Annotated in this window: 23 protein-coding genes; 4 read left to right on the plus strand and 19 right to left on the minus strand. The window is 41.6% G+C overall.

Annotation, left to right across the window (positions count from 1 at the left end; translation table 11 throughout):
- Window positions 1–13: 13 nt before the first annotated feature.
- Window positions 14–226, plus strand: coding sequence for a hypothetical protein (locus tag LCL89_RS08665; RefSeq protein WP_224809753.1), 213 nt, complete (start codon window positions 14–16; stop codon window positions 224–226).
- A gap of 34 nt (window positions 227–260) precedes the next feature.
- Here LCL89_RS08665 and LCL89_RS08670 read toward each other — a convergent pair whose 3' ends face one another.
- The 8 genes from LCL89_RS08670 to LCL89_RS08700 form a co-directional block, all read right to left on the minus strand.
- Window positions 261–932, minus strand: coding sequence for a GntR family transcriptional regulator (locus LCL89_RS08670; protein WP_224809754.1), 672 nt, complete (start codon window positions 930–932; stop codon window positions 261–263).
- Between the two features lie 32 nt (window positions 933–964).
- Window positions 965–1,813 (minus strand): YitT family protein, encoded by an 849-nt coding sequence (locus LCL89_RS08675; protein ID WP_197317843.1) that lies wholly within the window; start codon window positions 1,811–1,813, stop codon window positions 965–967.
- A gap of 330 nt (window positions 1,814–2,143) precedes the next feature.
- Window positions 2,144–4,015: an ATP-binding protein gene (locus LCL89_RS08680; protein WP_224810052.1), complete on the minus strand. Its 1,872-nt coding sequence runs from the start codon at window positions 4,013–4,015 to the stop codon at window positions 2,144–2,146.
- Window positions 4,016–4,183: 168 nt separating this feature from the next.
- Window positions 4,184–5,059, minus strand: coding sequence for a DNA-3-methyladenine glycosylase family protein (locus LCL89_RS08685; protein ID WP_224809755.1), 876 nt, complete (start codon window positions 5,057–5,059; stop codon window positions 4,184–4,186).
- Window positions 5,060–5,294: 235 nt separating this feature from the next.
- Window positions 5,295–6,077 (minus strand): delta-lactam-biosynthetic de-N-acetylase, encoded by a 783-nt coding sequence (gene pdaA, locus LCL89_RS08690; protein ID WP_224809756.1) that lies wholly within the window; start codon window positions 6,075–6,077, stop codon window positions 5,295–5,297.
- 80 nt (window positions 6,078–6,157) lie between these two features.
- Window positions 6,158–7,468 carry a Na+/H+ antiporter family protein gene (locus tag LCL89_RS08695; protein WP_224809757.1) on the minus strand — a complete coding sequence of 437 codons (1,311 nt, stop codon included), beginning with the start codon at window positions 7,466–7,468 and terminating at the stop codon, window positions 6,158–6,160.
- 103 nt (window positions 7,469–7,571) lie between these two features.
- Window positions 7,572–7,700 carry a hypothetical protein gene (locus LCL89_RS16780; RefSeq protein WP_263620686.1) on the minus strand — a complete coding sequence of 43 codons (129 nt, stop codon included), beginning with the start codon at window positions 7,698–7,700 and terminating at the stop codon, window positions 7,572–7,574.
- A gap of 76 nt (window positions 7,701–7,776) precedes the next feature.
- Window positions 7,777–7,926 carry an SE1561 family protein gene (locus tag LCL89_RS08700; RefSeq protein WP_224809758.1) on the minus strand — a complete coding sequence of 50 codons (150 nt, stop codon included), beginning with the start codon at window positions 7,924–7,926 and terminating at the stop codon, window positions 7,777–7,779.
- A 127-nt stretch (window positions 7,927–8,053) separates the two neighbouring features.
- Here LCL89_RS08700 and LCL89_RS08705 point away from each other — a divergent pair, with 127 nt between their 5' ends.
- The gene (locus tag LCL89_RS08705) at window positions 8,054–8,914 is read left to right on the plus strand and encodes a mechanosensitive ion channel family protein (RefSeq protein WP_404813419.1); all 861 of its coding nucleotides are present in this window, start codon (window positions 8,054–8,056) and stop codon (window positions 8,912–8,914) included.
- 5 nt (window positions 8,915–8,919) lie between these two features.
- On the opposite strand, the gene LCL89_RS08710 is transcribed toward LCL89_RS08705, so the two are convergent.
- From LCL89_RS08710 to LCL89_RS08720, 3 genes are all read right to left on the minus strand, one after another.
- Complete coding sequence (locus LCL89_RS08710) at window positions 8,920–9,714, minus strand: YfkD family protein (protein ID WP_224809759.1); 795 nt, start codon at window positions 9,712–9,714, stop codon at window positions 8,920–8,922.
- 67 nt (window positions 9,715–9,781) lie between these two features.
- Window positions 9,782–10,393: a YczE/YyaS/YitT family protein gene (locus LCL89_RS08715; RefSeq protein ID WP_224809760.1), complete on the minus strand. Its 612-nt coding sequence runs from the start codon at window positions 10,391–10,393 to the stop codon at window positions 9,782–9,784.
- 548 nt (window positions 10,394–10,941) lie between these two features.
- The gene (locus tag LCL89_RS08720) at window positions 10,942–11,334 is read right to left on the minus strand and encodes an OsmC family protein (RefSeq protein WP_224809761.1); all 393 of its coding nucleotides are present in this window, start codon (window positions 11,332–11,334) and stop codon (window positions 10,942–10,944) included.
- A gap of 155 nt (window positions 11,335–11,489) precedes the next feature.
- On the opposite strand from LCL89_RS08720, the gene LCL89_RS08725 reads away from it, so the two are divergent.
- Window positions 11,490–12,647, plus strand: coding sequence for an MFS transporter (locus tag LCL89_RS08725; RefSeq protein WP_224809762.1), 1,158 nt, complete (start codon window positions 11,490–11,492; stop codon window positions 12,645–12,647).
- A 70-nt stretch (window positions 12,648–12,717) separates the two neighbouring features.
- Here the strand turns inward: LCL89_RS08725 and LCL89_RS08730 are convergent, their stop codons facing one another.
- From LCL89_RS08730 to LCL89_RS08755, 6 genes are all read right to left on the minus strand, one after another.
- Window positions 12,718–13,701, minus strand: a complete 984-nt coding sequence (locus LCL89_RS08730; protein WP_224809763.1) for a metal ABC transporter solute-binding protein, Zn/Mn family — start codon at window positions 13,699–13,701, stop codon at window positions 12,718–12,720.
- 130 nt (window positions 13,702–13,831) lie between these two features.
- Window positions 13,832–14,242, minus strand: a complete 411-nt coding sequence (locus LCL89_RS08735; RefSeq protein WP_224809764.1) for a Fur family transcriptional regulator — start codon at window positions 14,240–14,242, stop codon at window positions 13,832–13,834.
- Window positions 14,239–15,096, minus strand: coding sequence for a metal ABC transporter permease (locus LCL89_RS08740; RefSeq protein ID WP_224809765.1), 858 nt, complete (start codon window positions 15,094–15,096; stop codon window positions 14,239–14,241). Before LCL89_RS08740 ends, LCL89_RS08735 begins: the two co-directional genes overlap by 4 nt.
- Complete coding sequence (locus tag LCL89_RS08745) at window positions 15,089–15,874, minus strand: metal ABC transporter ATP-binding protein (protein WP_224809766.1); 786 nt, start codon at window positions 15,872–15,874, stop codon at window positions 15,089–15,091. Before LCL89_RS08745 ends, LCL89_RS08740 begins: the two co-directional genes overlap by 8 nt.
- Window positions 15,875–16,088: 214 nt before the next feature.
- Window positions 16,089–16,781 carry an amino acid ABC transporter permease gene (locus LCL89_RS08750; RefSeq protein ID WP_197317856.1) on the minus strand — a complete coding sequence of 231 codons (693 nt, stop codon included), beginning with the start codon at window positions 16,779–16,781 and terminating at the stop codon, window positions 16,089–16,091.
- Window positions 16,782–16,792: 11 nt separating this feature from the next.
- Entirely contained in the window at window positions 16,793–17,677 is an 885-nt protein-coding gene (locus LCL89_RS08755) for a transporter substrate-binding domain-containing protein (protein ID WP_224809767.1), read from the minus strand.
- Window positions 17,678–17,971: 294 nt separating this feature from the next.
- On the opposite strand from LCL89_RS08755, the gene LCL89_RS08760 reads away from it, so the two are divergent.
- A complete protein-coding gene (locus LCL89_RS08760; protein WP_224809768.1) occupies window positions 17,972–19,888 on the plus strand; it encodes a heavy metal translocating P-type ATPase in 1,917 nt (638 codons plus the stop codon).
- 80 nt (window positions 19,889–19,968) lie between these two features.
- Here LCL89_RS08760 and LCL89_RS08765 read toward each other — a convergent pair whose 3' ends face one another.
- On the minus strand, window positions 19,969–20,790 hold the full coding sequence (locus tag LCL89_RS08765) for a YihY/virulence factor BrkB family protein (RefSeq protein ID WP_224809769.1): 822 nt from the start codon (window positions 20,788–20,790) through the stop codon (window positions 19,969–19,971).
- 26 nt (window positions 20,791–20,816) lie between these two features.
- Window positions 20,817–21,146 carry a YtxH domain-containing protein gene (locus LCL89_RS08770; protein ID WP_197317860.1) on the minus strand — a complete coding sequence of 110 codons (330 nt, stop codon included), beginning with the start codon at window positions 21,144–21,146 and terminating at the stop codon, window positions 20,817–20,819.
- Window positions 21,147–21,148: the final 2 nt, after the last annotated feature.

A 21,148-nucleotide genomic window follows, 5' to 3' on the forward strand; every position in this document is an offset into this window, starting at 1 on the left:
AGGAGTGTCTGCAATGGAAACACGTCATACACATAGACCTGCTTCACAACTGCTTGCCATATTATGCGGGGTTATGATAGCACTATTCATTGCCATCTCGTTCATTACTAAAAATTTCAACTACACCATCGCTTCTATACTTACTGTGGGTGTCATTTATGGATGTTTCTTTATCCAATCAGCAAAACCAAAACCCGTTCCCGTATATAAAAAAGAAAGCCATTAGAGACTACGACTCTAATGGCTTTCTTTATTTACCGTTACTTGTTGCTTTCATCCAAAGACATATAGTGTAAGCTTTCTGTCATGTGTTGATCGATCAGCTCGTACAACTTTTGTAAGTCTTTCTTTTTTAAAGCTGAAACGAGCCATTCATGCTCCTTGAACCTCTTCATTTCGTCCAGGTTCTCATCGAAAAACACATCATAAAGCATAAGATACACATTGATTTGATCGAGTATGCGTTCTGTAAAATCAATAAGAAAGCGATTTTTAGTCTTTATCGCTAAAAACATATGGAACTGCTTGTTCACATCCAAATAGTTCAATATATCTTTCTTTTGATACGTCCGTTTTTCATGCTCGATCAATTCTTCCAGTTGCAGAAAATCATCTTGTGTCATGTCGTCGATCAGTAATTCCACGGACATTTTCTCTAATCGTTGTCTCATATCAAACGCTTGCTGTATCTCATCAAATGTCGGTTCTACTACAAAAGCTCCCCGATTGGTAATGATTTTGACAAGTCCCTCATCAGCAAGCTGTTGAATGGCATTCCTGATTGGTGTTCGGGATACAGACATTTTTTCACTGATGATTTTTTCAATCAACTGCGTTCCTGGAGCTATCTTTCTGAATAGGATCGCTTCCTTCAGCTGGTCATAGACAACATCAGCACGTGAAAGGTGCTCCGGTTTATCCAGTACATTCAAGAGTGTTAAATCGTTGATGGAATCCCACCTTATTAAGCCAAACGTTTAAAGTTTTGTCCTAAAATTTCATTCATCGAGTGGACTGTAATGAACGCGCGCTGATCAATACTCGTCATATACCTCTTCAATGCCGTGTAATCTTTACGATTCAAAATCGTGGTTATCACTTCTTTATCATCCTGGTTGAACGCACCTTTGGCATGATGGATCGTTGCTCCCCTTCCAAGATGATTCACAATGAAGCTTCTTACGAGTTCACTTTCGCGACTGATGATGACCACTTCTTTATTATCTTCGAATTGTTGCAACGTGTAATCAATGACAAGACCATTCAAAATTACACCGAAGAATGCATACATTCCGATTGTCGGACCAAAAATGAAAATGGAAGAAACGGCAATCGCAATGTCTGAGAACAATACCCCTTTCCCTACATCAATGGAAAAGTATTTGTGAAGGATCATGGCAATGATATCCGTACCGCCTGTGGAGGCTCCCTGATGGAAAACTAAAGCCATTCCTGATGCTGCAATGATCTGCCCTATGATGAGCTGGATCAACAAGTCATCACTTAATGCTTGTTCCATTGGGAAGAAAGCTTCCAATCCCCAAACAAAAAAGGACAATGCCAAACTTGCATATATCGTTTTAGCACCAAATTGGAACCCTAAAAAGATGAATCCTACAATAAATAAAATGATATTAAGAATAAGCATAATGAGACCAAGAGATAAATCGGGCAATAACTTGTTTGTCACGATGGACAAACCACTGACTCCTCCGGTAGCTAAACTATTCGGAGAAAGGAAAAAATGGACGTTGATCGCTACTGCAAGTGAACCTAGATTCATCAACAGAAATGACCATATTTTCTTAAGCATCAGAAAACCTCCTTCGTTTATCGAAAGTGAAAATTTTGTCGAATTAAATTGTAGTACAATCGGGATTATAGAGCCCGTAAGACCGTTTGTAAACAGCTTTGTTTATAAAAATTTAATTTATTTTTTGTAAGCGGTTGACGCCATAAAATTCAAATAATTCAATCGTGATTAGTCAGTCAATACATCCTTACAAGGCCCTTGATTTGCCACCTGAATGCCACTTATTTATTTCGGTGCAATAAACGACAAGAAATCCGGTTAAAAGTACCTCTTTAAACACACAAAAAGCCACTGCATTTATAATGCAGTGGCTTTCACACTCATAAAGATTCATTTTGCCAATTTAACAGTAACTGTTGTGCCTTCCCCTTTTTCACTCTCATACTCAATTGTTCCGTTTAAGTCTGATACGATTTTTTTGGAGACCATGACACCAAGCCCGGTTCCCTTTTCTTTTGTTGTAAAGAATGGTTCACCAATCTTCGCAATTTCCTGAGAGGTTAACCCCGGGCCATTATCACTAACGGAAATCGTTATATACTCGCTTGATGTTTTCACATCAATGGAGACTTCCCCAGCCTCTCCAACTGCATCAATGGCGTTCTGTACTAAATTGATCAGAATTTGATTCAGCCTTTTAGGTTCCGTCATGATCTTCTCATCTGAATAGGTCGATTCCACAGTCAGTTTAATTTCCTTCTCTTCAGCTTCAGGCTCAAGAAGACGCTTCACATAAGAAATTACCTGATGGAGTTCAACCTCTTCCAACTGTATAGAAGATTTAGGTTTTGAGAGCATCATGAAGTCTTGGACAATGGTTTCAATCCGATTCACTTCATCCAGGATGATCTCCTGATAGTTATCTCTCAGTTCAGGATTAGCAGCACCAATTTGTAAAAAACCTTTTATAGCAGTCAATGGGTTTTTAATTTCATGTGCAATACCTGCAGACATTTGACTGATTGTAGATAATTGTTGTGACTTTTCTTTCAGCTGAACCATTTCCTTGTATTCAGTCATGTCTTCATGAATACCGATAACATAAGGAATGCCTTGGTTTTTCACCGGAAAACCTCTTGTACGGACCCACTTTTCATTTCCATGAAAATCCTTGATCTTATATTCAACCTGGTATTTTTCTTCTCTCATCATCGAAAGCGCTTTCTCCACCTTTTCTCGGTGAGCTCCTTCAATGACATCTAATATAGCGCTTGGGTTTTCGAAAAAATCACTCCGTGAAAGCCCAAATAATGTTTGAAATGAAGGGCTGACGTAATGCAGTTCTTTGAAGTCTGGATCCGTAATCCAAAATACGTCCTTAATATTGTTAGCCAATACGGCAAAACGCTCTTCAGAATCTTTTAATGCCTGTAAGTGTTTTTTATACTGAGTAATGTCCTGCGCGAAAACTGTCAAACCAAGTTCAGTCGGATGGACAGTCATTTCAACAACGATATCTGTTTTTTGGATCAAGAGTTCGAACTCGATCGTTTCTTGTGTTTCCATTGCCCTCAAATAGTTTTGAAACACATGGTAGTACTCATCGACAGGATAAACATCCCACAACTTTTTATTAATGCTTTTTTCAAAACTGACTCCTGTAAGTTCTTCCATTTTCGGGTTGGCATAAGTGATATCCCAGGTGTTGCTGATGAATGCTAAACCATGTGGAAACTTGTCCACCAAATGCGTCATACGTTTACTAAGTTGTGCTTCACGGATATTGGAAAAGGGGAGTATCCCTTTCCTTGGTTTGATTTGAACAGTCTTTCTTGAGTCAGATTTCACCTTGCTATTATCGGAATGAGGTATGGTGTGGTCTGTAGAATGATTGGTATGTGAGTCGTTATATGGTGAGATTAATGTCAGGACAATTTGACCGTTTGTAAGGTGAACCAACTTGCAATCATACTTCTGGAAGCTCTTTTTCAATGTGACGTGAAGTGAAGTTTCGTGCAATCCTTCAGTCAAAAGATGGTGCATCATTTGCTGCAGTTCGCTTTGGGTAGTCGAACTGAATGACCGGGCCCATTTTGCAAATGCCATATTTGTATTTTCTAGTTGAAGAGTCTCTTGCATTTCTTGATTAAGCGTTACTGATTGCAGGCGTAAATCAAGTAAGCATGCTGGAGTACTGTTCAAGCTTAGAATATCTAAGATTTCGCCACTATGAACTTGGTCAGAATACCTTTCTCTTATCACCAATATTATGACCTCTTTCCTTTACCGTTCAATATTTTCCAATACGTTTATTATTATAACGTAATAGTAAGTAATTTTGAATATTTTCAAACAATTTATCTGAAAAATTTATTTTTCTTTCAGGCATTACAAAATACGATAAACCCTCTGTTTTTATGACACTTTTCCCTAAATTTCGCCCTCAAGGCTCCTCCAAAGTGTGAGGGAAGCGTAGCTTCTAAAAGGCTGCCAATCTTTACTCCATGTTTCAATTTGTTCTTTGTCCGGTTTCTTTGTCAGGTTGAAATGGTGTTTGATCGCATTTTGTATTCCAATATCCGCTACCGGCAGTAAATCTGATTTCCCCAGACCGAACAAAAGCCAATTTTCAGCGGTCCAAGGACCTATGCCTCTGATTTTGACCAATCGCTTTATGACTTCATTTTCATTATTTTGAGATAAGGATATTAAATCCAATTCACGATTAACGACCATCCTAGAAGTGTCGATGATATATTCCGCTTTTCTCTGGCTGAACTGCAACTCCCTTAATGAATCATATGAGATTGCTGCCACTTCCTCTGGCTCAGGGTAAAACCACACTCCTTTGACCTGATGGCCATACTGCTGTACGAGTCGTGAAGTCAATGTGTATGCGAACTTCATATTCAGCTGCTGGTGGATAATGGTTTTCATGAGACAATCATAAAGATGAAAGTCTTTGACGATTGGAGTGCCGGGATATTTGAGAAAAAGCTCCTCTAAATTTGTGCCCACGAAGTGCTCTTGAACATGATCTAAATCCTTTTCCCACTGAAACAATTGATGCATACGGTCGATCAGTTCAGCCCTCACTTCTTTACTGTCACTCATCATTTCAAAGGCTGGTTTTTCTCTTGTACCAGCCCCTTGAACTCTGACGATATGATATTCGCCGCCCAATTTCACAGGTATATCGATCCAACGCTCTTGCTGATCCAAACGGATTAATGGATCCATCCCCCACCTTTTTAATGAGTAGTCAAAATCATAGGCACTGGATGGTTTGAAACTTTCCTTCCACATCATGAACACTCCTATCCGGACAACGATCCTCCACTATAATACTATAGCTCATTTCCTTTTTCTTCACTTCACAAAACCTTTTTTAGAAATGCTCGTCTTTTTTCGATGTATGGTTCAGGCGGTTATCTAAAGAAACATATTGCTATTACTTTCAAAGTACAGTCCCTTATTAAGGCGCTATCGACATGGTGGGTTATATATAGTCAATTGAAATAAAAAAACCGCTCTCGGCGGTTTATAAGCTCCATATAGAATAAGGAAGCAGTTTTTTAACCATCAATTGATTCAAATTTCCGAAATGATAGCCTCTTTTTCTCAATTCATCAATCAGGTGTTCAAGGGCTTCAGCATTATCCTCAGAAACAGAATGGAGCAGGATGACGGCACCCGGGTGAATTTGGTCGACCACACTGCGGTAAGCATATTCCCACCCTTTTTGACGATCGGTCTCCCAGTCTTTAAAAGCGATCGACCAAAAAGCATGCGTATAACCGAACTCATTGGCCCACGCCAGCGTACGATCATTGAATGTTCCTCGCGGAGGTCTTACATAAGACATCGTTTGTTGTCCCGTCAGACTTCTCACAGCTTTCTCCACACGATCCAATTCATCTTTCATCTTTTCTTTTGATACTTTTGTAAAGTCCGGGTGATGCCAAGAATGATTTCCGATCAAATGCCCTTCGTTAACCATACGTTTTAAAAGTTCTGGTGCACTTTCTATATAGTGTCCAGTCACAAAGAAAGTGGCCGGAACATTTTTATCTTTCAACACATCTAATACTTTGCCTGTATGTCCCTGCTCATATCCACTATCAAAGGTCAGGTAAACGACGGGATCTCCCGAAGTATCGACAAAAAACCCGTTATGCTTTTCAATCATCGGACCATATCTTCCTACGTCTGGGATTTCACCATTCCTGCTTTTTTGAAATCCCCAGCCTTCAGCTTCCGTCGAGGTTGGAAAAAGCAAAAGGATGCTCCACCCTATGAAAAGGATGCGCCTGATTTTCTTCATATCCACCACTCACTTTTTACTTAGTATGTGTGAGATGGTCAAAAATATAAAAAAGACGGAGAGGTTTCCCTCTCACGCCTTTATAAAATAAGGGCAGCAGCCCATCCGAATAAGAATAACGGAATGTTGTAGTGTAAGAATGTAGGTACACATGTGTCCCAAATGTGATTGTGTCTTCCATCCGCATTAAGACCTGAAGTCGGTCCAAGCGTACTATCGGAAGCAGGTGAACCAGCATCCCCTAATGCTCCAGCTGTTCCGATCAAAGCTGCAGTTGCCATGGGAGAAAAGCCTGCGCTTACACAAATCGGAACGAACAAGGCGGCCAGAATTGGAACAGTAGCGAAGGAAGAGCCGATTCCCATCGTAACGACCAGTCCAACTAACAGAAGGATGAAGGCGATGAACGCTTGATTATCACCGATATAACCTGAACTGTTTTCTACAAGGGCTGACACAGATTCAGTTTCTGTCAGCACGTTTGCATATCCAGCTGCGACAAGCATCACGAAAGCGATGAAGCCCATCATGCCAATTCCGTCATTGACGACCTGATCCCCTTTACGATAAGGAACCACTCTGAAAATGAACATTAATACGATACCTGCAAGCGCTGCAATCACTAAGTTGGACCAGACGGCCTGTATGAATAAAGTGACCAGTATAGCTACAATCGTCCACATATGTTTACGATTGAACGAGCCGCTTGTTTCTTGTTTGAATTCTTCATTCAAATCAAAATCGGTTTCTGCCACTTTAGGTTCACGGCGTTTTCTGTAGGAGATCAATACTGCGATAAACAGCCCGACAATCATCCCCGCTCCAGGTAATAACAGAGACTGCGAGATGGCTCCGATGTTCACTTCGACTCCATTGGATTCCATCGCTTTCTTTATCGTCTCATGGAAAATCAATCCGAATCCTACCGGAAGCATCACATAAGGTGCTTTCAATCCGAACGTCAAAGCTGCCGCTACGGCTCTGCGATCAAGTTTCATCTGATCGAAAAGCTTAAGCAACGGTGGAATTAAAATAGGAATAAATGCGATGTGCACAGGAATGACGTTTTGAGACAAGCTGGCAACAAATGCGATGACAAAAACAATCATGGTCCGTTTATCTTTCAACACTTTCAGCAAATAATTCACCAGCAGGGACGTGATGCCGGAATAACTGATTGCAACGGCAAATGCTCCTAATAATATATAACTCAAAGCCACACTGGCTTGATTGCCCATTCCGCTGATCAGAAGGTCCAGAGACCCGGTAAGGGACTGCCCGTTCATCAATCCAGCGGTTAGGCCTGCGGCTATTATGGCAATAATGACATTAACTCTTAGTAAGCTTAGAATGGTCATCACAAGGACAGACACAACTACAGCCCAAGCCATAAAACATTCTCCTCTCTCTTGGTGTTCATTTTGATACATTAGCGATTTATCATGATAAAGTACGAAACCAAAAAAATCAACCCCCGATGTTCCGAGAGTCTCATTATACGGTCAGGACATAGATGATAAGCAGTAAAACTCCTAAAAATGAACCTGAAAACAGTACTCTATGGTTCGATGGCACCGTTCGTCCTGAAGCCATTCGTACAAAAGCCATGATCAAGGTCAGCATAAATACGAACCCTATAATGGGTGACAGGTAAAAAATGAGTGTATCCAGCTTTTCTCCTCCTTCTCCAGGAAGAAAATCAGTCCATTTTCCGCTCCAATTCTTCCAGCATAGAAATCAAGCGATCGATGTCTTCTACTGAAGTTTCTTCTGGATTCATTTGTTCAATTCGATTCATAAAGTCAGTAAGACGGGCTTTCAAGTCGTGAAGTTTATCTTGTTGGGTCATATACAAACATGCTCCTTTTTTCTTTAATCTAACCATTGTCATCATAGTACAACATGAATCATCTGTCCATGATGAGGTTTCGTATTCAGTCATGCTATAATACACACGTAGATGGGAGGAATAGAATGTGGATTTTTCCAATATCGATTACCTTGAAATCATAACTAACAGCGCTACAGTAAAAATCGCTGCCAGTGCAGTCCTGATTTTTTTGGGTGTCCTCCTTTTGAGGAAAGCCATCCATTCATTTTTCAAAAAGACCGACTTTATCGAAGAACGGAAAGAAAACACCCTTGAATCGATGATGAATTCCATCATCAGCTATACAGCAATCATCACTTTTCTTTTCATCGTTTTATCTGAGTTCACATCAATCGGCAGACTGCTTGCCGGAGCCGGAGTGATCGGGATCATCGTTGGTTTCGGTGCTCAAAGTTTGATCAAGGACTTTTTTGCAGGCTTGTTCCTTTTATATGAAAAACAACTTCATAAAGGCGACTTTATAACATTGAATAATACATTTCACGGAACGGTCGAGGATATAGGATTGAGGTTTTTGAAGATTCGCGAGTGGAGCGGAAAGTTATTGACCATCAGCAATGGGCAGATCAACACGATTGAGAACTATAACTTCGAACATATGCGTGTTATAGAGAAAGTGACAACGAATTTCCACCAAGATCCCCGTAAAATGTTTGATGTACTAGAGATTGCTTGTGAACGCCTGAATGAAGAGCTTCATGAATACTTGAAAAAAGATTTGAAGGAAGAACCTGTTGAACCATTTAAAATTTATGGAGTCACTTCGTTGAATGATGACTTCCGTGGTTACCAATATACAGTCACAGGACTTGTCCACGACCTCGTCTATTGGACAGCCGCAAAAGAAACGCGCCGGATCCTGGCCGAAACAATGTTTGATCATAACATTGCCATGGCGGAACAGCGCGTAGAGTGGAACGCTTATTCCTCTGATTCGGAGGAATGAGCGTTTTATTTCATTTCAAAGGAAAAACTGACGTGGTCTTGAATCGGTATCCAAGCCCCTATACCCTGTCGAGTCACGTTTTTCACACTCAACATTTTGTCAGAACCTTTGAGTTTGATGTAAACATCCCCGAACGCGACTTCTCCTTTTTCATTCACCGCTGGGGCGAATGCGTGAAGACGTGCGACCTTATTTGCAGGTACAGCGTACGTATTTTGCTGCTTCGTTCCTTTTCCTATAACTGTACTGAAGGAAAGTGGAAGCTTCGTATTCTTTTGCGCTTCAAGTAGAATCAATTTCATCATCTGGTCACTGTGACTGATTCTTGAAGTCAAACCACCTTGGATTTTCTTTTCCTCTTCTTGAACATAACTTAGTTTTTGCGCCGCTTCCCCGCCGATGTTATTGATTTCATTCACGTTTATTTTCTGATATTCCCAATTAATATTCGTTTCTTTAGACTCATAAGCGAGTGGCCATCGCCCTAGGAAGATATCTCCACGGTAACCGATTGCGAACGGAGATGGTTTTAAAGTCGTCTCATTCAATAACTCAATCAATTGTGGATTCGTGATTCTGATATCCGTCTCTTCCATCAATTCCTTTGTTATTTCTTCAGGTTCAAGCAGCTCCTGATCGTCTGTAGAGTTGGGATAGGTATTGTCCTTGGATATATTCAGAACGTGATTCGGAATTCCACTCTCTTTTTTAGCATCTTTATTTTCAGCAGATATGGATACCGAGCTCACCAAAGTAAAAAATCCGATGAAAAGGATTAGTACCAGCCATTTCAATTTCACTTTTTCTGCACCACCTTTCTTTTTTTCTTATGATGTGAAAGATGGACAGTTCCTATACAGCCAATACTTAGGAGAGAATTCTATTGATGAAGCGTTCAGCTTTCGGATTGAAAAATTGAATCGCCGGGCCGATCAAAACGAGAATAATCAATGTTCCGACGCCGATCGGTCCTCCCAAAGCAAGTGCCATCACAAGTGCGAATACTTCCGTCAACGTTTTCGATGTGGTCAAGGAAAATCCGAATCGTTTTTGTAATGCAACCATGAAACCGTCTATCGGATTCAATGAAAAGTTGGGCTGCAAATATAACGAAACGCCGATCGCAATGATGATAATTCCTAATACAAGCAATGGAAGCTGCTTTAAGAAACCATCAACAGCCAACGTATCGAATACCGTCAATAACCAGAAATCAATCATCTTCCCTACGACAAGAATTGTTATGACCGCTAATACATCCGGGCGTTCTTTAGCGATGATCGCATTAGTCAAAATTAGGAACGCTCCGATGATGATGACCCAGTTTCCCACCGTCAGGCCGAAAGTTTCTGTCAAACCAACATTCATTGCATCCCAGGCACCTGCTCCCAAATCAGCTTTTATGGTCAGTGTGATTCCAAGAGAAATCGTAACTAATCCGATTATGTAAAACAAAGACTTTATGATCCAGTTCTTCATAGGCTCCTCCTTTTCCCCTTCATTCAGCTCTTGGTTGATTAATTTATATCTTTCAGGCTCTATTAGTTAATACTTCAAACGATTACATACAATCCACTTGTCTCCGGTTTCGTCCTTTTTTAATCAGAGGGAAGAAGGAAGAAAAATATCCCCTTTTCTACTGGGATTCCTCTTCCCCCTTGCAGGAGGCGATCTATTTTCCGTCCTTCCCATTCGTATTGAGTTTAACGAACTGCGCTTTAAAAAAGGATTAGGTCTTTCCGTCCCTCATATTTTAAAGAGGCGGACTTGGAAATGGCGAGACTCCTGCGGGATAAAGGTACATCGTGAGACCCCGGAAGGCGTAAGCCTGAGGAGGCTCACGGTACCCCGCGGAAAGCGAGTTATTTCCAAGTCCGACTCACTTAATTTCTGCGTGGGAAAGAGTTGATCCAAGCTCACGTTTGAAATTACATACCAACCATTATCAGAGCCAGCTCTTAAAAAGTGACAAACAGAACATAAAAAAAAGAGCGCTTATCCTTTTTTTGGATAAGGCTCTTTTCATTTTAATGGTTCAACTCGATACACTCAAGTGTTTCTTCCACTTTTATACTATCCTTCACAGATTGAACCATAGAGCAATTGTTTCGGGAAACTTCGAGGTTTTTGTATAATTTATCTTGATTCAAATGATAGCCCTTGATGACATAATGTAAATGAATGTTTTCAATTCTATTAGCTTCATCAGGGTTACGTTTCACTTCAGCTGTCACTTTTATGTCTTCATAATTCACACGTTGTTTATCAAGGATTTTCCTGAATACTCCAATACTACAGCCAGCAATAGAAGCGACCATTAATTGATACGGACGAAAGCCGTTTGTTTCGTCACCGGATATGTTTAATTGACCATATTCGAATCGGGTCCGGACTCCGTTTTCCTTTAAATAAAAATCCATTTTTACATCACTCCTTTTTAAATTTGCTGCGCCTACAGTTATATAATAACCGATTTAATCAAGTAAATAACCTTAGATAGGAAGAAAGGCTTGCTCAAAGAGGTATTATTCGTTTACCATGATGAAGATAAATCACAACGAGAGGGGACATCCAGATGGTATCCACGAATACACGCTTTTGGATCCTGATCGGTCTTGTGACGATTTCTGGATTTTCCCAAGGAATGCTTCTCCCTTTGCTGGCCGTCATCCTGGAGCAAAACGGCATTTCATCATCCATCAATGGGTTACATGCCACCGGTCTATACATAGGAATATTGCTTTCATCTCCGTTTATGGAAAGGCCTCTTCGAAAATTCGGCTATAAACCTATGATTATGTTCGGAGGCGCACTGGTCTTTCTTTCCCTGGCCTTCTTCCCATTTTGGCAGGCGCTTTGGTTTTGGTTCATCCTGAGGGTCACCATCGGGGTCGGCGATCAGATTCTGCACTTCGGCACACAAACATGGATTACAGCCACATCTGCGAAAGAATCACGAGGAAGAAGCATCGCCTATTATGGAATGTTTTTCAGTATCGGTTTCACGCTGGGACCGTTGATGACCAATTTGCTTGACTGGAGCATCTATGCTCCTTTTTTGATTTCTGCATTTTTAAGTATGTTCGTTTGGGCTTTCATGATTCGTGTCAGAAACGAAATACCCGAAAAAGACCATACCACAGCCCATGGAACAAGTTCAATCAAAAGGTTCATGAAAGCCTTGCGTCTTGGCTGGGTAGCTTTTCTCCCTCCATTGGCTTATGGGTTTCTTGAAGCGACCTTACACGGAATCTTTCCGGTGTACGGGATGAGAATTGGTCATGGAGTCAACATTCTTTCCTTGATTATTCCGACCTTTGCGTTTGCAAGTCTATTCTCTCAAATTCCTCTTGGAGCATTGAGCGACAGGATCGGACGAAAAAAAGTGATCGCTGCCGTTGTAGCAGGCGGAGTTGTATCTTTCATTTTAGCAGCGATTTTAGAACAATCCGTCCTGGGGTTATTTTTCACTTTTGCTCTTGCAGGCCTATTCGTCGGGTCCCTGTTTTCATTAGGTATATCCTATATGACAGATTTACTGCCAAGAGAATTACTTCCAGCGGGAAACATTTTATGTGGAATGGCGTTCAGTTTAGGAAGCATCATCGGGCCATTTCTATCCGGTGTATTTCTTGACCTGTTTCCACAACTATCCTTTTTCTTCGTCATCATCGTGCTGCTCATCATAGTCATGTTCTGTACCACTTTTTCCAATCCTGAACAGGTGGAATGATGTGAAAATGTAAAAATGGGAATTGATCCAATGTGGATCGATTCCCATTTTTTATTCTTCTATAGCGACGTTATTCAGATAAGGCTTTTTTCAAGACCTCAAGGTTCTCGTTCATCAAGGTGAAATAATCTTCTTCTTGTTTCAAATCTTCTTCCGTACGTACCGACAAGTTATGAACGCGAAGCAAATCCGCCCCGATTTCTTTCTGGACCACCTTGGCGATTTTCGGTGTCACATTCTGCTCGAACAGAATATGGTCGATCTTTTTCCCTTTCCCTTCTTCAATGATGCGTTCCAATTCTTTTTGTGAAGGTTCATTCGATGGATCAAGTCCAGAGATCGCAATCTGCTCAAGACCATAAGCTTGCTCCCAGTACCCATAAGCCGCATGAGATACGATGATTTCATCTCCCGGCAGGCTGCTCAGAACTTCATGGTATTTCTGATCCAATTCATTCAATCTCTCTTTTAGATCATTGAAGTTTTCGTTGAATAAGGCTTCCCTCTCAGGTTTCAGCTCTACAAGGGCATCTTTGATATTCTCTGCCATTTGGACAGAGCGGAGTGGATCGAGCCATATATGCGGATCATTTCCTTCATGATTATGTCCTTCGTGGGAATCCGAATGGTTTTCACTACCGTTAGCCTGATCATGATTTATTTGTTCGCCATCATGTTCATGTTTTTCCAAATCAATGCCATGAGCCGCTTCTACGACTTTTACATCCTCCGGCTGAATCGTGGATGATATTTTTTCGGCGTACCCTTCCAAAGTTGCTCCACTGTAAATGAAAGCATCTGCTTCCGCCATCTTCACCATTTCTTTCGTCGTCGGTTCATATGTGTGCGGATCAGAGCCCGGTGGAAGTATAGACTTCACATTGACATATTCCCCTCCGATTTGTTCGGTGAAATATTCAAGTGGATAAATCGTTGTATAAATCGTTATTTCGCCTGTCGTTTGATTATCGGAAGAAGAGTCTCCCGTGCTGCATGCAGTCAAAAACACAGCGATAAAAGTGATGATAATTACATTCAATATAGATCTTTTCATTTCGGTCCTCCCCTTTACCAAAATGGATTATATACCAATAGTCCTATTAAGTAAATAGTAATGATTACTTTTTATTTTCTTTAGGATTGGATTTTTCCAATTATAAGAAAAGCCTGCGATTTCTCGCAGACTAACTACACGCCGGACATTTTCCGTAAATTTCAAACTTATGATTTTCCACTTGATAGCCTCTTAAATCTTCACCGAGCTCATCCATAGGACATGTTTCTATCGACTTGGTCTTTCCGCAGTCCGTGCAGATGAAGTGGTGATGATGTCCGTGTGTACCACAGCCTAAACGGAAGTGTTTTTCACCGTCCAGCTCTGTAGCTTCTAGAATTTCCACATCTGCCATCAAATAAAGATTGCGGTAGATCGTATCGTAACTCACACTTGGAAAATCTGCTTGAATTTCTTTCAGAATATCTTTAGCAGCGAAGTATTGTTCCTGCTCTGCAAGAATACTCAAGATTCTCTCCCTCTGCTTCGTGTGTTTGTACCCATTTTCTTTCAGCTTTTGAATGGCTGTTTTGACATTCATGATGCCTCACCCTTTATCCATAGTTGCTGACTCATTTTCTTGTACAGGATTGTCATGATTAACAATAGTATCGCGGTCATGACAATTGTTCCTCCAGGAGGCACACTTAAATGATAGGAAGAAAATAAGCCGACCAAAACCGAAGTTTCACCAAAAGCGATCGATAATCCGATCGTTTGCTTGAAGCTTTTTGATAACCGTAGTGCGGCAGCTACCGGCAGCGTCATCAAAGCGGATACGAGCAAAATCCCGACCACCTGCATGGACGAAGCGATGACGAGGGCAACCATGACAATGAATAAAAGATGAATCCATCTGGCATTCACACCGGAAGTAGCCGCGTGCTCTTCATCAAACGAAAGGACGAAAAGTTCCTTATAAAATAAAATGACAATGACGATGACAGCGACCGTAATGGAGAGCACCGTCCACATACTCGCCCGATCGACAGCTGTTACACTTCCAAATAAATAACTGAATAAATCCGTATTGAAGCCGTCAGCTAAAGAAATCAAAATGACACCAAGGCCGATCCCACCGGATAAAATGATCGGAATGGCCAGTTCCTCATAATGTTTATACAGTTTTCGAAGACGCTCAATCAGTATGGCTCCTGCGACAGAAAAAACCATCCCCATATAGACAGGGTTCCAATCCTGGACGGCGGTGACCCTTTTTTCCAGCAGTAAACTCGCTGCAATCCCTGTGAGGGTGATGTGGGATAATGCATCAGCGATCAATGATAAGCGTCGAACGACGATGAAAACTCCGAGCAGCGGAGCGATGAGTCCGATCAGAATACCTGTGATAGCCGCATTTTGTAAAAATTCATATTGAAAAAAGCTCTCAATCATTGTGATACACCTCGTGATGGTCATGATTATGCGTCAATTGCTGAACCGAATGACCATACAAACGATTCAAATCCTGTTCATTAAATTCATCATATTCTTCACTGGCGCCGTGGAAATGGACCGTTTTATTCATACAGATGACATGTGTGGCATGGTCTGTGATCGTGCCGATATCATGAGTCACCATCAACAGCGTAATACCCTCTTCTTTATTCAATCTACCTAACAGGTTGTAAAACTCCGTGACGTGTTTGGAATCGACTCCGACCGTCGGCTCATCCAGAATCAATAAGGAAGGATCACTGACAAGGGCCCGCGCGATGAATACACGCTGCTGTTGTCCCCCGGATAAATCTCCTATATTCGAATGGGCATAGGCTTCCATTCCAACTGTCTTCAATGCACTCAGCGCTTTTTCTTTATGTTTTTTATTGAAAAATTTAAATGTACCGATCTTGGATACCAGCCCTGCTTTGACGACTTCTAAAACTGTAGCTGGAAAGCCGGAGTTGAAGCTGTTCGCTTTTTGTGAAACAAAGCCGATCTCTTTCCAATCTTTAAATTGTTTGATCGGTTGACCGAACAAACGGATTTTCCCCTTTGTTTGTTTCTCCAAGCCCAGCATCAACTTGATCAGCGTGGACTTGCCCGAGCCATTCGGTCCCACAAGCCCCAGGAACTGTCCTTGATCAATAGTCAGACTTACATCTTGGACAACCGTTTCTTTTTCATATTTAAAAGAGACATGATCCATTTCTACAATTGGATAGTTGTTCATTCGTTATCCCTCTCACGTTTTAAATAATAATGATTACGATTTACACATAAATTTTATCATATCCTATAAAAGTGTGCGAATCAAATTTTATGCATTATGGGTAGGAATCTACAGAAGATTTATAAGCAGAATGGATATATCAGCGAATATAAAAGTTTATTGATTAAACTCAAGCGGGTCAAAAGAAAAACGCCAGAGCATATACTCTGACGCTTTATAAATATCTGTTATACCGTTTTTCAAGGTAATCCTGAAGACCAGAGAAAATCATGGTCAACGGCCAATAAATAAGAGCTGCTGTGATATACATCGTCATAGAATCGATCTCACGTCCCGCTGCGATTTGGGCTTTGTTCAAAATCTCAGGCACCGAAATCATAGCGGCAAGGGAAGTTGCTTTCAAAAGGTCGAGAAAGACGTTACCGAGCGGCGGGATTGCAATCCTGATGGCCTGAGGCATGATGATTCTCCGCACGGTTTTCCAATAAGTGAACCCTAAGGCCCGGGCAGATTCCCATTGGCCGTGAGAAACACTGTTCAGAGAAGCACGGTTGATCTCAGCGATATACGCTGCACTGTTCGTACCGAACCCGATGACTGCTGCGACCGTAGCAGGAAGGTCGATCCCTACGACAGGAAGTCCGAAATAGAGGACAAATAGATAAACTAAAATCGGTGTTCCCCTCATAAAGGATATATACAAGCGGGCCGGCCACCTCAGCCATTTATGATCAGACCCTCTGGCAAGTGCAAGAAAGAACCCGATGATAAGACCCATTGCCATTCCGAGTACAGCAACGAATAAAGTTAATGGGACACCTTCCAATATGAAAGGAAGGTTATCCCATGCTCGTTGAATATTGAAGAACTTTTCAATTTGTATGGTATCGACTTCAATCCCAAACATAAATGAGCCCCTTAAAGGTCTAGGCCTTCAAGTTCACGCACGTCTTCTTCAGGCTTCTTAGAAGCGTCTTTTCCTCCGAAAAACTCCTTAGAGATTTCAGTCAATGTTCCATTTTCACGTAACTCCTGAAGAGCTGCGTCGATTTCCTCTTTCAACTTGTCTGCATCTTTAGGCATGACGATGGCAGAGTTCGTCGGGTGGAACTGCAGATCTGGATGCAGCTGGACTTCAATGTCCGGCATAGCTTTCAATGCAAGAGACTGCAGGTAGTAATCATTGATGATGAAATCTGTACGTCCATTCTCTACGTCTCTCAAATAAACATCGTTCGTCACATTTCCGTATGTTTTCGTTTCAGCACCAAAGTGCTCTGCGATTTGAGAGAAGACTGTAGTCGCTCCTCCACCGTGTTTTTTGCCTTCTAAGTCTTCAAGCGTTTCAATTCCGGATAAGTCAGACTCTCTGACGATCATCGTGGAATAAGAATACTTGTAAGGTTCACTGAAAGAAAACTGCTTTTTGCGATCTTCTGTCACTTCCATATCGTTGATGACGACATCCACACGTCCACTGTTAATGGCAGTGAGAAGCCCGTCCACTCCGTATTCTTCGAATTTCAATTCAACTCCAAGCTTTTCAGCCACTTTACGCATGACTTCGACATCATAACCGGTCAACTCATCAGAGTCCTGCGGATAATAAGAAGCCGGGAACAGCGTTCCGGAAGTACCTACGACGATTTCGCCTTCTTCTTGTATTTCGCTCCACTTCGTGTTGGAAGCTTCTTCTTTTTGTTTATCACCATTAGAATTTTCCTCGTTAGATTCGCTTGAACCACATGCAATAAGTACAAATGATAGCAAAAGCATAAAGGAAACTAAAAGGGTTTTGCGCATGGGATGTATCCACCTTTCCGAATGTTGTTTGTATACCCTCATATAATATAGCAACTTGACACATGTAATATCAACTGTATTGCTCGGTTTTTTACTTGTTTGAACTTTCTGAAAAAATAACTTTTCATTCTTGACTTACCTTCTTTACATGCTACGATAAATACACACATATATATTTATAATTATTATAAAATAAACTAACCCCCATTTTCTTTATTTTCGTACCTTTCCATTCTGAAAACTCATAATTGATGTTGGTTATCATTCTCAATTGATATAAGGAGATGAGAACAAATGCCCTCCCAATCTCAATCACTCCTCCTTGAAAGACATAACTTCCTGCCTTCATTGTTGAAAAGGTTAAAAGAACATTCTGAAATGGTATCAGCACTTTTAAGCGGTGTATTGATCGCTGCTGCCTGGATCAGTGAACACCACCTCCCCACCTCTTTTTATGTATCTCTGTATGTTTCAGCTTTTATCATCGGAGGCTATGCAAAGGCTAAAGAAGGAATCACAGAAACCATCCATGACAGATCGTTGAATGTGGAGCTGCTCATGATTCTTGCTGCCCTTGGCTCTGCTTCTATCGGATATTGGATGGAAGGTGCTATTTTGATTTTCATTTTTGCACTGAGCGGTGCATTGGAAACGTACACGATGAATAAAAGCCAAAAAGAAATATCGTCCCTTATGAAGCTTCAGCCGGAAGAAGCGTTGAAAATTATGGACGATGGATATGAAGTCACTCGTGTTACCAGTTTAAAAGTAGGAGACCGCATTTTAATCAAGCCGGGTGAACGAATACCCGCCGACGGCCGAATATCTAAAGGTTCGACTACCATCGACGAGAGCGCAATCACGGGTGAATCCATCCCTGCTTCCAAGAGTTTAAAACAGGATGTTTTCGCCGGCACTGTCAACTTAGATGGCAGTATCGTCGTTTCAGTGACGAAGAAGTCCACAGAAACTTTATTTCAGAAAATCATCCAAATGGTACAGAACGCGCAAAGTCAAAAATCCCCCTCCCAATTATTCATTGAACGATTCGAAAGTATTTATGTAAAAGTCGTATTGATCATCGTCGCACTTATGCTGTTTCTTCCACATTACTTATTCGGGTGGAGCTGGATGGATACGATTTATCGGGCGATGATCCTTCTCGTAGTCGCCTCTCCCTGTGCTCTTGTAGCTTCTATCATGCCTGCAACTCTCTCGGCTATTTCAAACGGTGCCCGTTATGGACTTCTCTTCAAAGGCGGCGTCCACCTGGAGAACTTGTCCCAATTGAAAGCCATCGCCTTTGACAAAACCGGAACACTGACGAACGGAACTCCAGTTGTTACTGACGCATTCTTTGCAGAAGAGGAAGACAAGGATCACATTTTAAGAATAGTCGCCTCCATTGAACAGGAATCCAACCACCCATTAGCAAAAGCGGTCGTCCAGTATGTATACAGACAAGACGTCTCCCCCGTCCAGGTTGAACATATGAGGGATTTGAGTGGAAAAGGAGTGACTGCCCAAGTCGACGGTGAAAACTGGTCGATCGGCAACCCCGGATTTATAGGAAAGGACAAAGCCCACGCTTTTCATAATGGAGTTTTCACCGAACTTGCCCACGAAGGAAAGTCCGTAATTTTCGTAAAAAAAGAAGATCAAGTGGTCGCTCTCTTCGCACTGAAAGATACAGTAAGGAAAGAAACTAAAGCTGCCATTGAAGGGCTTAAAAAAAGAGGTATCTATACGATCATGCTGACAGGAGACAATCCCGCTACAGCACAAGCGATCGCTGAAGAAGTAGGGGTGGATCACTATATTGCAGAACTGCATCCAGATCAAAAAGTCCACGAAATCAAACGATTGAAATCCATTTATAAACAAGTTGCCATGGTCGGGGACGGTATCAATGATGCTCCTGCACTGGCGAGTGCTGATGTTGGAATTGCCATGGGTGAAGGAACCGACGTAGCTTTAGAGACAGCCGACGTCGTCTTGATGAAAAATGACCTTCCAAGAATCAACCAGGCCATCAGCCTTTCCACACGGATGACCACCATTGTTAAACAGAATGTATTTTTTTCTATCCTTATCATCTTGCTATTGATCGTCAGCAATTTTTTACAAGTCCTGGACCTTCCACTCGGAGTCATCGGACATGAAGGGAGTACGATCTTAGTCATCTTGAACGGGTTGAGGTTATTACGGTGAACCACTTCTCTTTCTAATGATCCTGATCCAACTCAAAAAAGCTCAGACCGGCGCTGAGCTTTTTTGGATTGTTCGCATATCTATGACTGCTTTCTCCGTTTATGGATCATTGCATTGATTTCACCGCCGGCAATGATGACGATACCTGAGAGGTAGAACCAGATCATCAACACGATGACGCCTCCCAAACTGCCGTAGGTTGCTGAAAAATTCCCCAGATTGCTTACGTAAAAAGAAAACAACAGAGATACCAGCTGCCAGCCGACTGTAGCAAAGACTGCTCCGACAACAGCATCCTTGTATTTCAAACGCTTATTGGGTGCCGTTACAAACAAAAAGGATAAGACGATGAAGAAAATGATTGAAGAAATCACCCATCTGAGAGCATCCCACATAGCGATAAAGCTATCAGACAACCCGAAGAACGAGAATACATACACACCAATTGCATGACCAAGTACGGGAAGTAAAAAAGCGACTCCGATGACAACGACCATTGCCAGGGTCAAAACAATCGCTATTAAACGGGCAACCAAAAACGGCCGGCTTTCCTCCACATTGTGAGCCCGGTTGAATGCACGCATGATCGCGTTGACACCGTTAGAAGCCGCCCATAACGTCCCTATGATCCCGATCGACAATAAGCTGCCGCTTTCATTGTACAAAAGAGGCGTCAAGTTATCCGTAATAATTTCAAAGGTTTCTGGCGGGGCATAGGTTTTAACAAAGGACAATACCCTATATTCATCAATATGTAAATGCCCCAACAATGTAATCAAAAAGATCATGAAAGGAAACAAAGACAAAAGAAAAAAATAGGCTAGCTGAGCGGCCATGCCGGGAATATCATCCTCTTTGACACGTGTTACAAATTCTTTGATAAAGCTCATGATGTTTTTCATGATATTCCTTCTCCTTACTGCCAGGGTTAGGAAGCTTCTTTTGAGTCTTCAGCCTTTTTTAACTTCTGCTCCACTTCCTGGTTGATTTCTCCAACTTTATTCAACATTTGTTCTGCTTTATCCAGAAGTTGAAGAAGGTCTTCTATACCATTATTAATTCTGTTTGATAAATATTCATAATTGACGCGTAAAGAATGGATCGCTTCATGGGGATGCTGCATGTATCCTTTACAAGCAGAACCTGCATTTTTTGATTTTTCCCCCACGTATTCTCTCGTATCTTTATCCAGCAGCATCATTGCACCGCCTACGAAAGCACCCAAAAGTACACCTTTCAAAAGTTTCTGTTGTCCCATTG

Origin of the sequence: Halobacillus yeomjeoni (genome assembly GCF_020171525.1) — a bacterium.
Lineage (GTDB): Bacteria > Bacillota > Bacilli > Bacillales > Halobacillaceae > Halobacillus > Halobacillus yeomjeoni.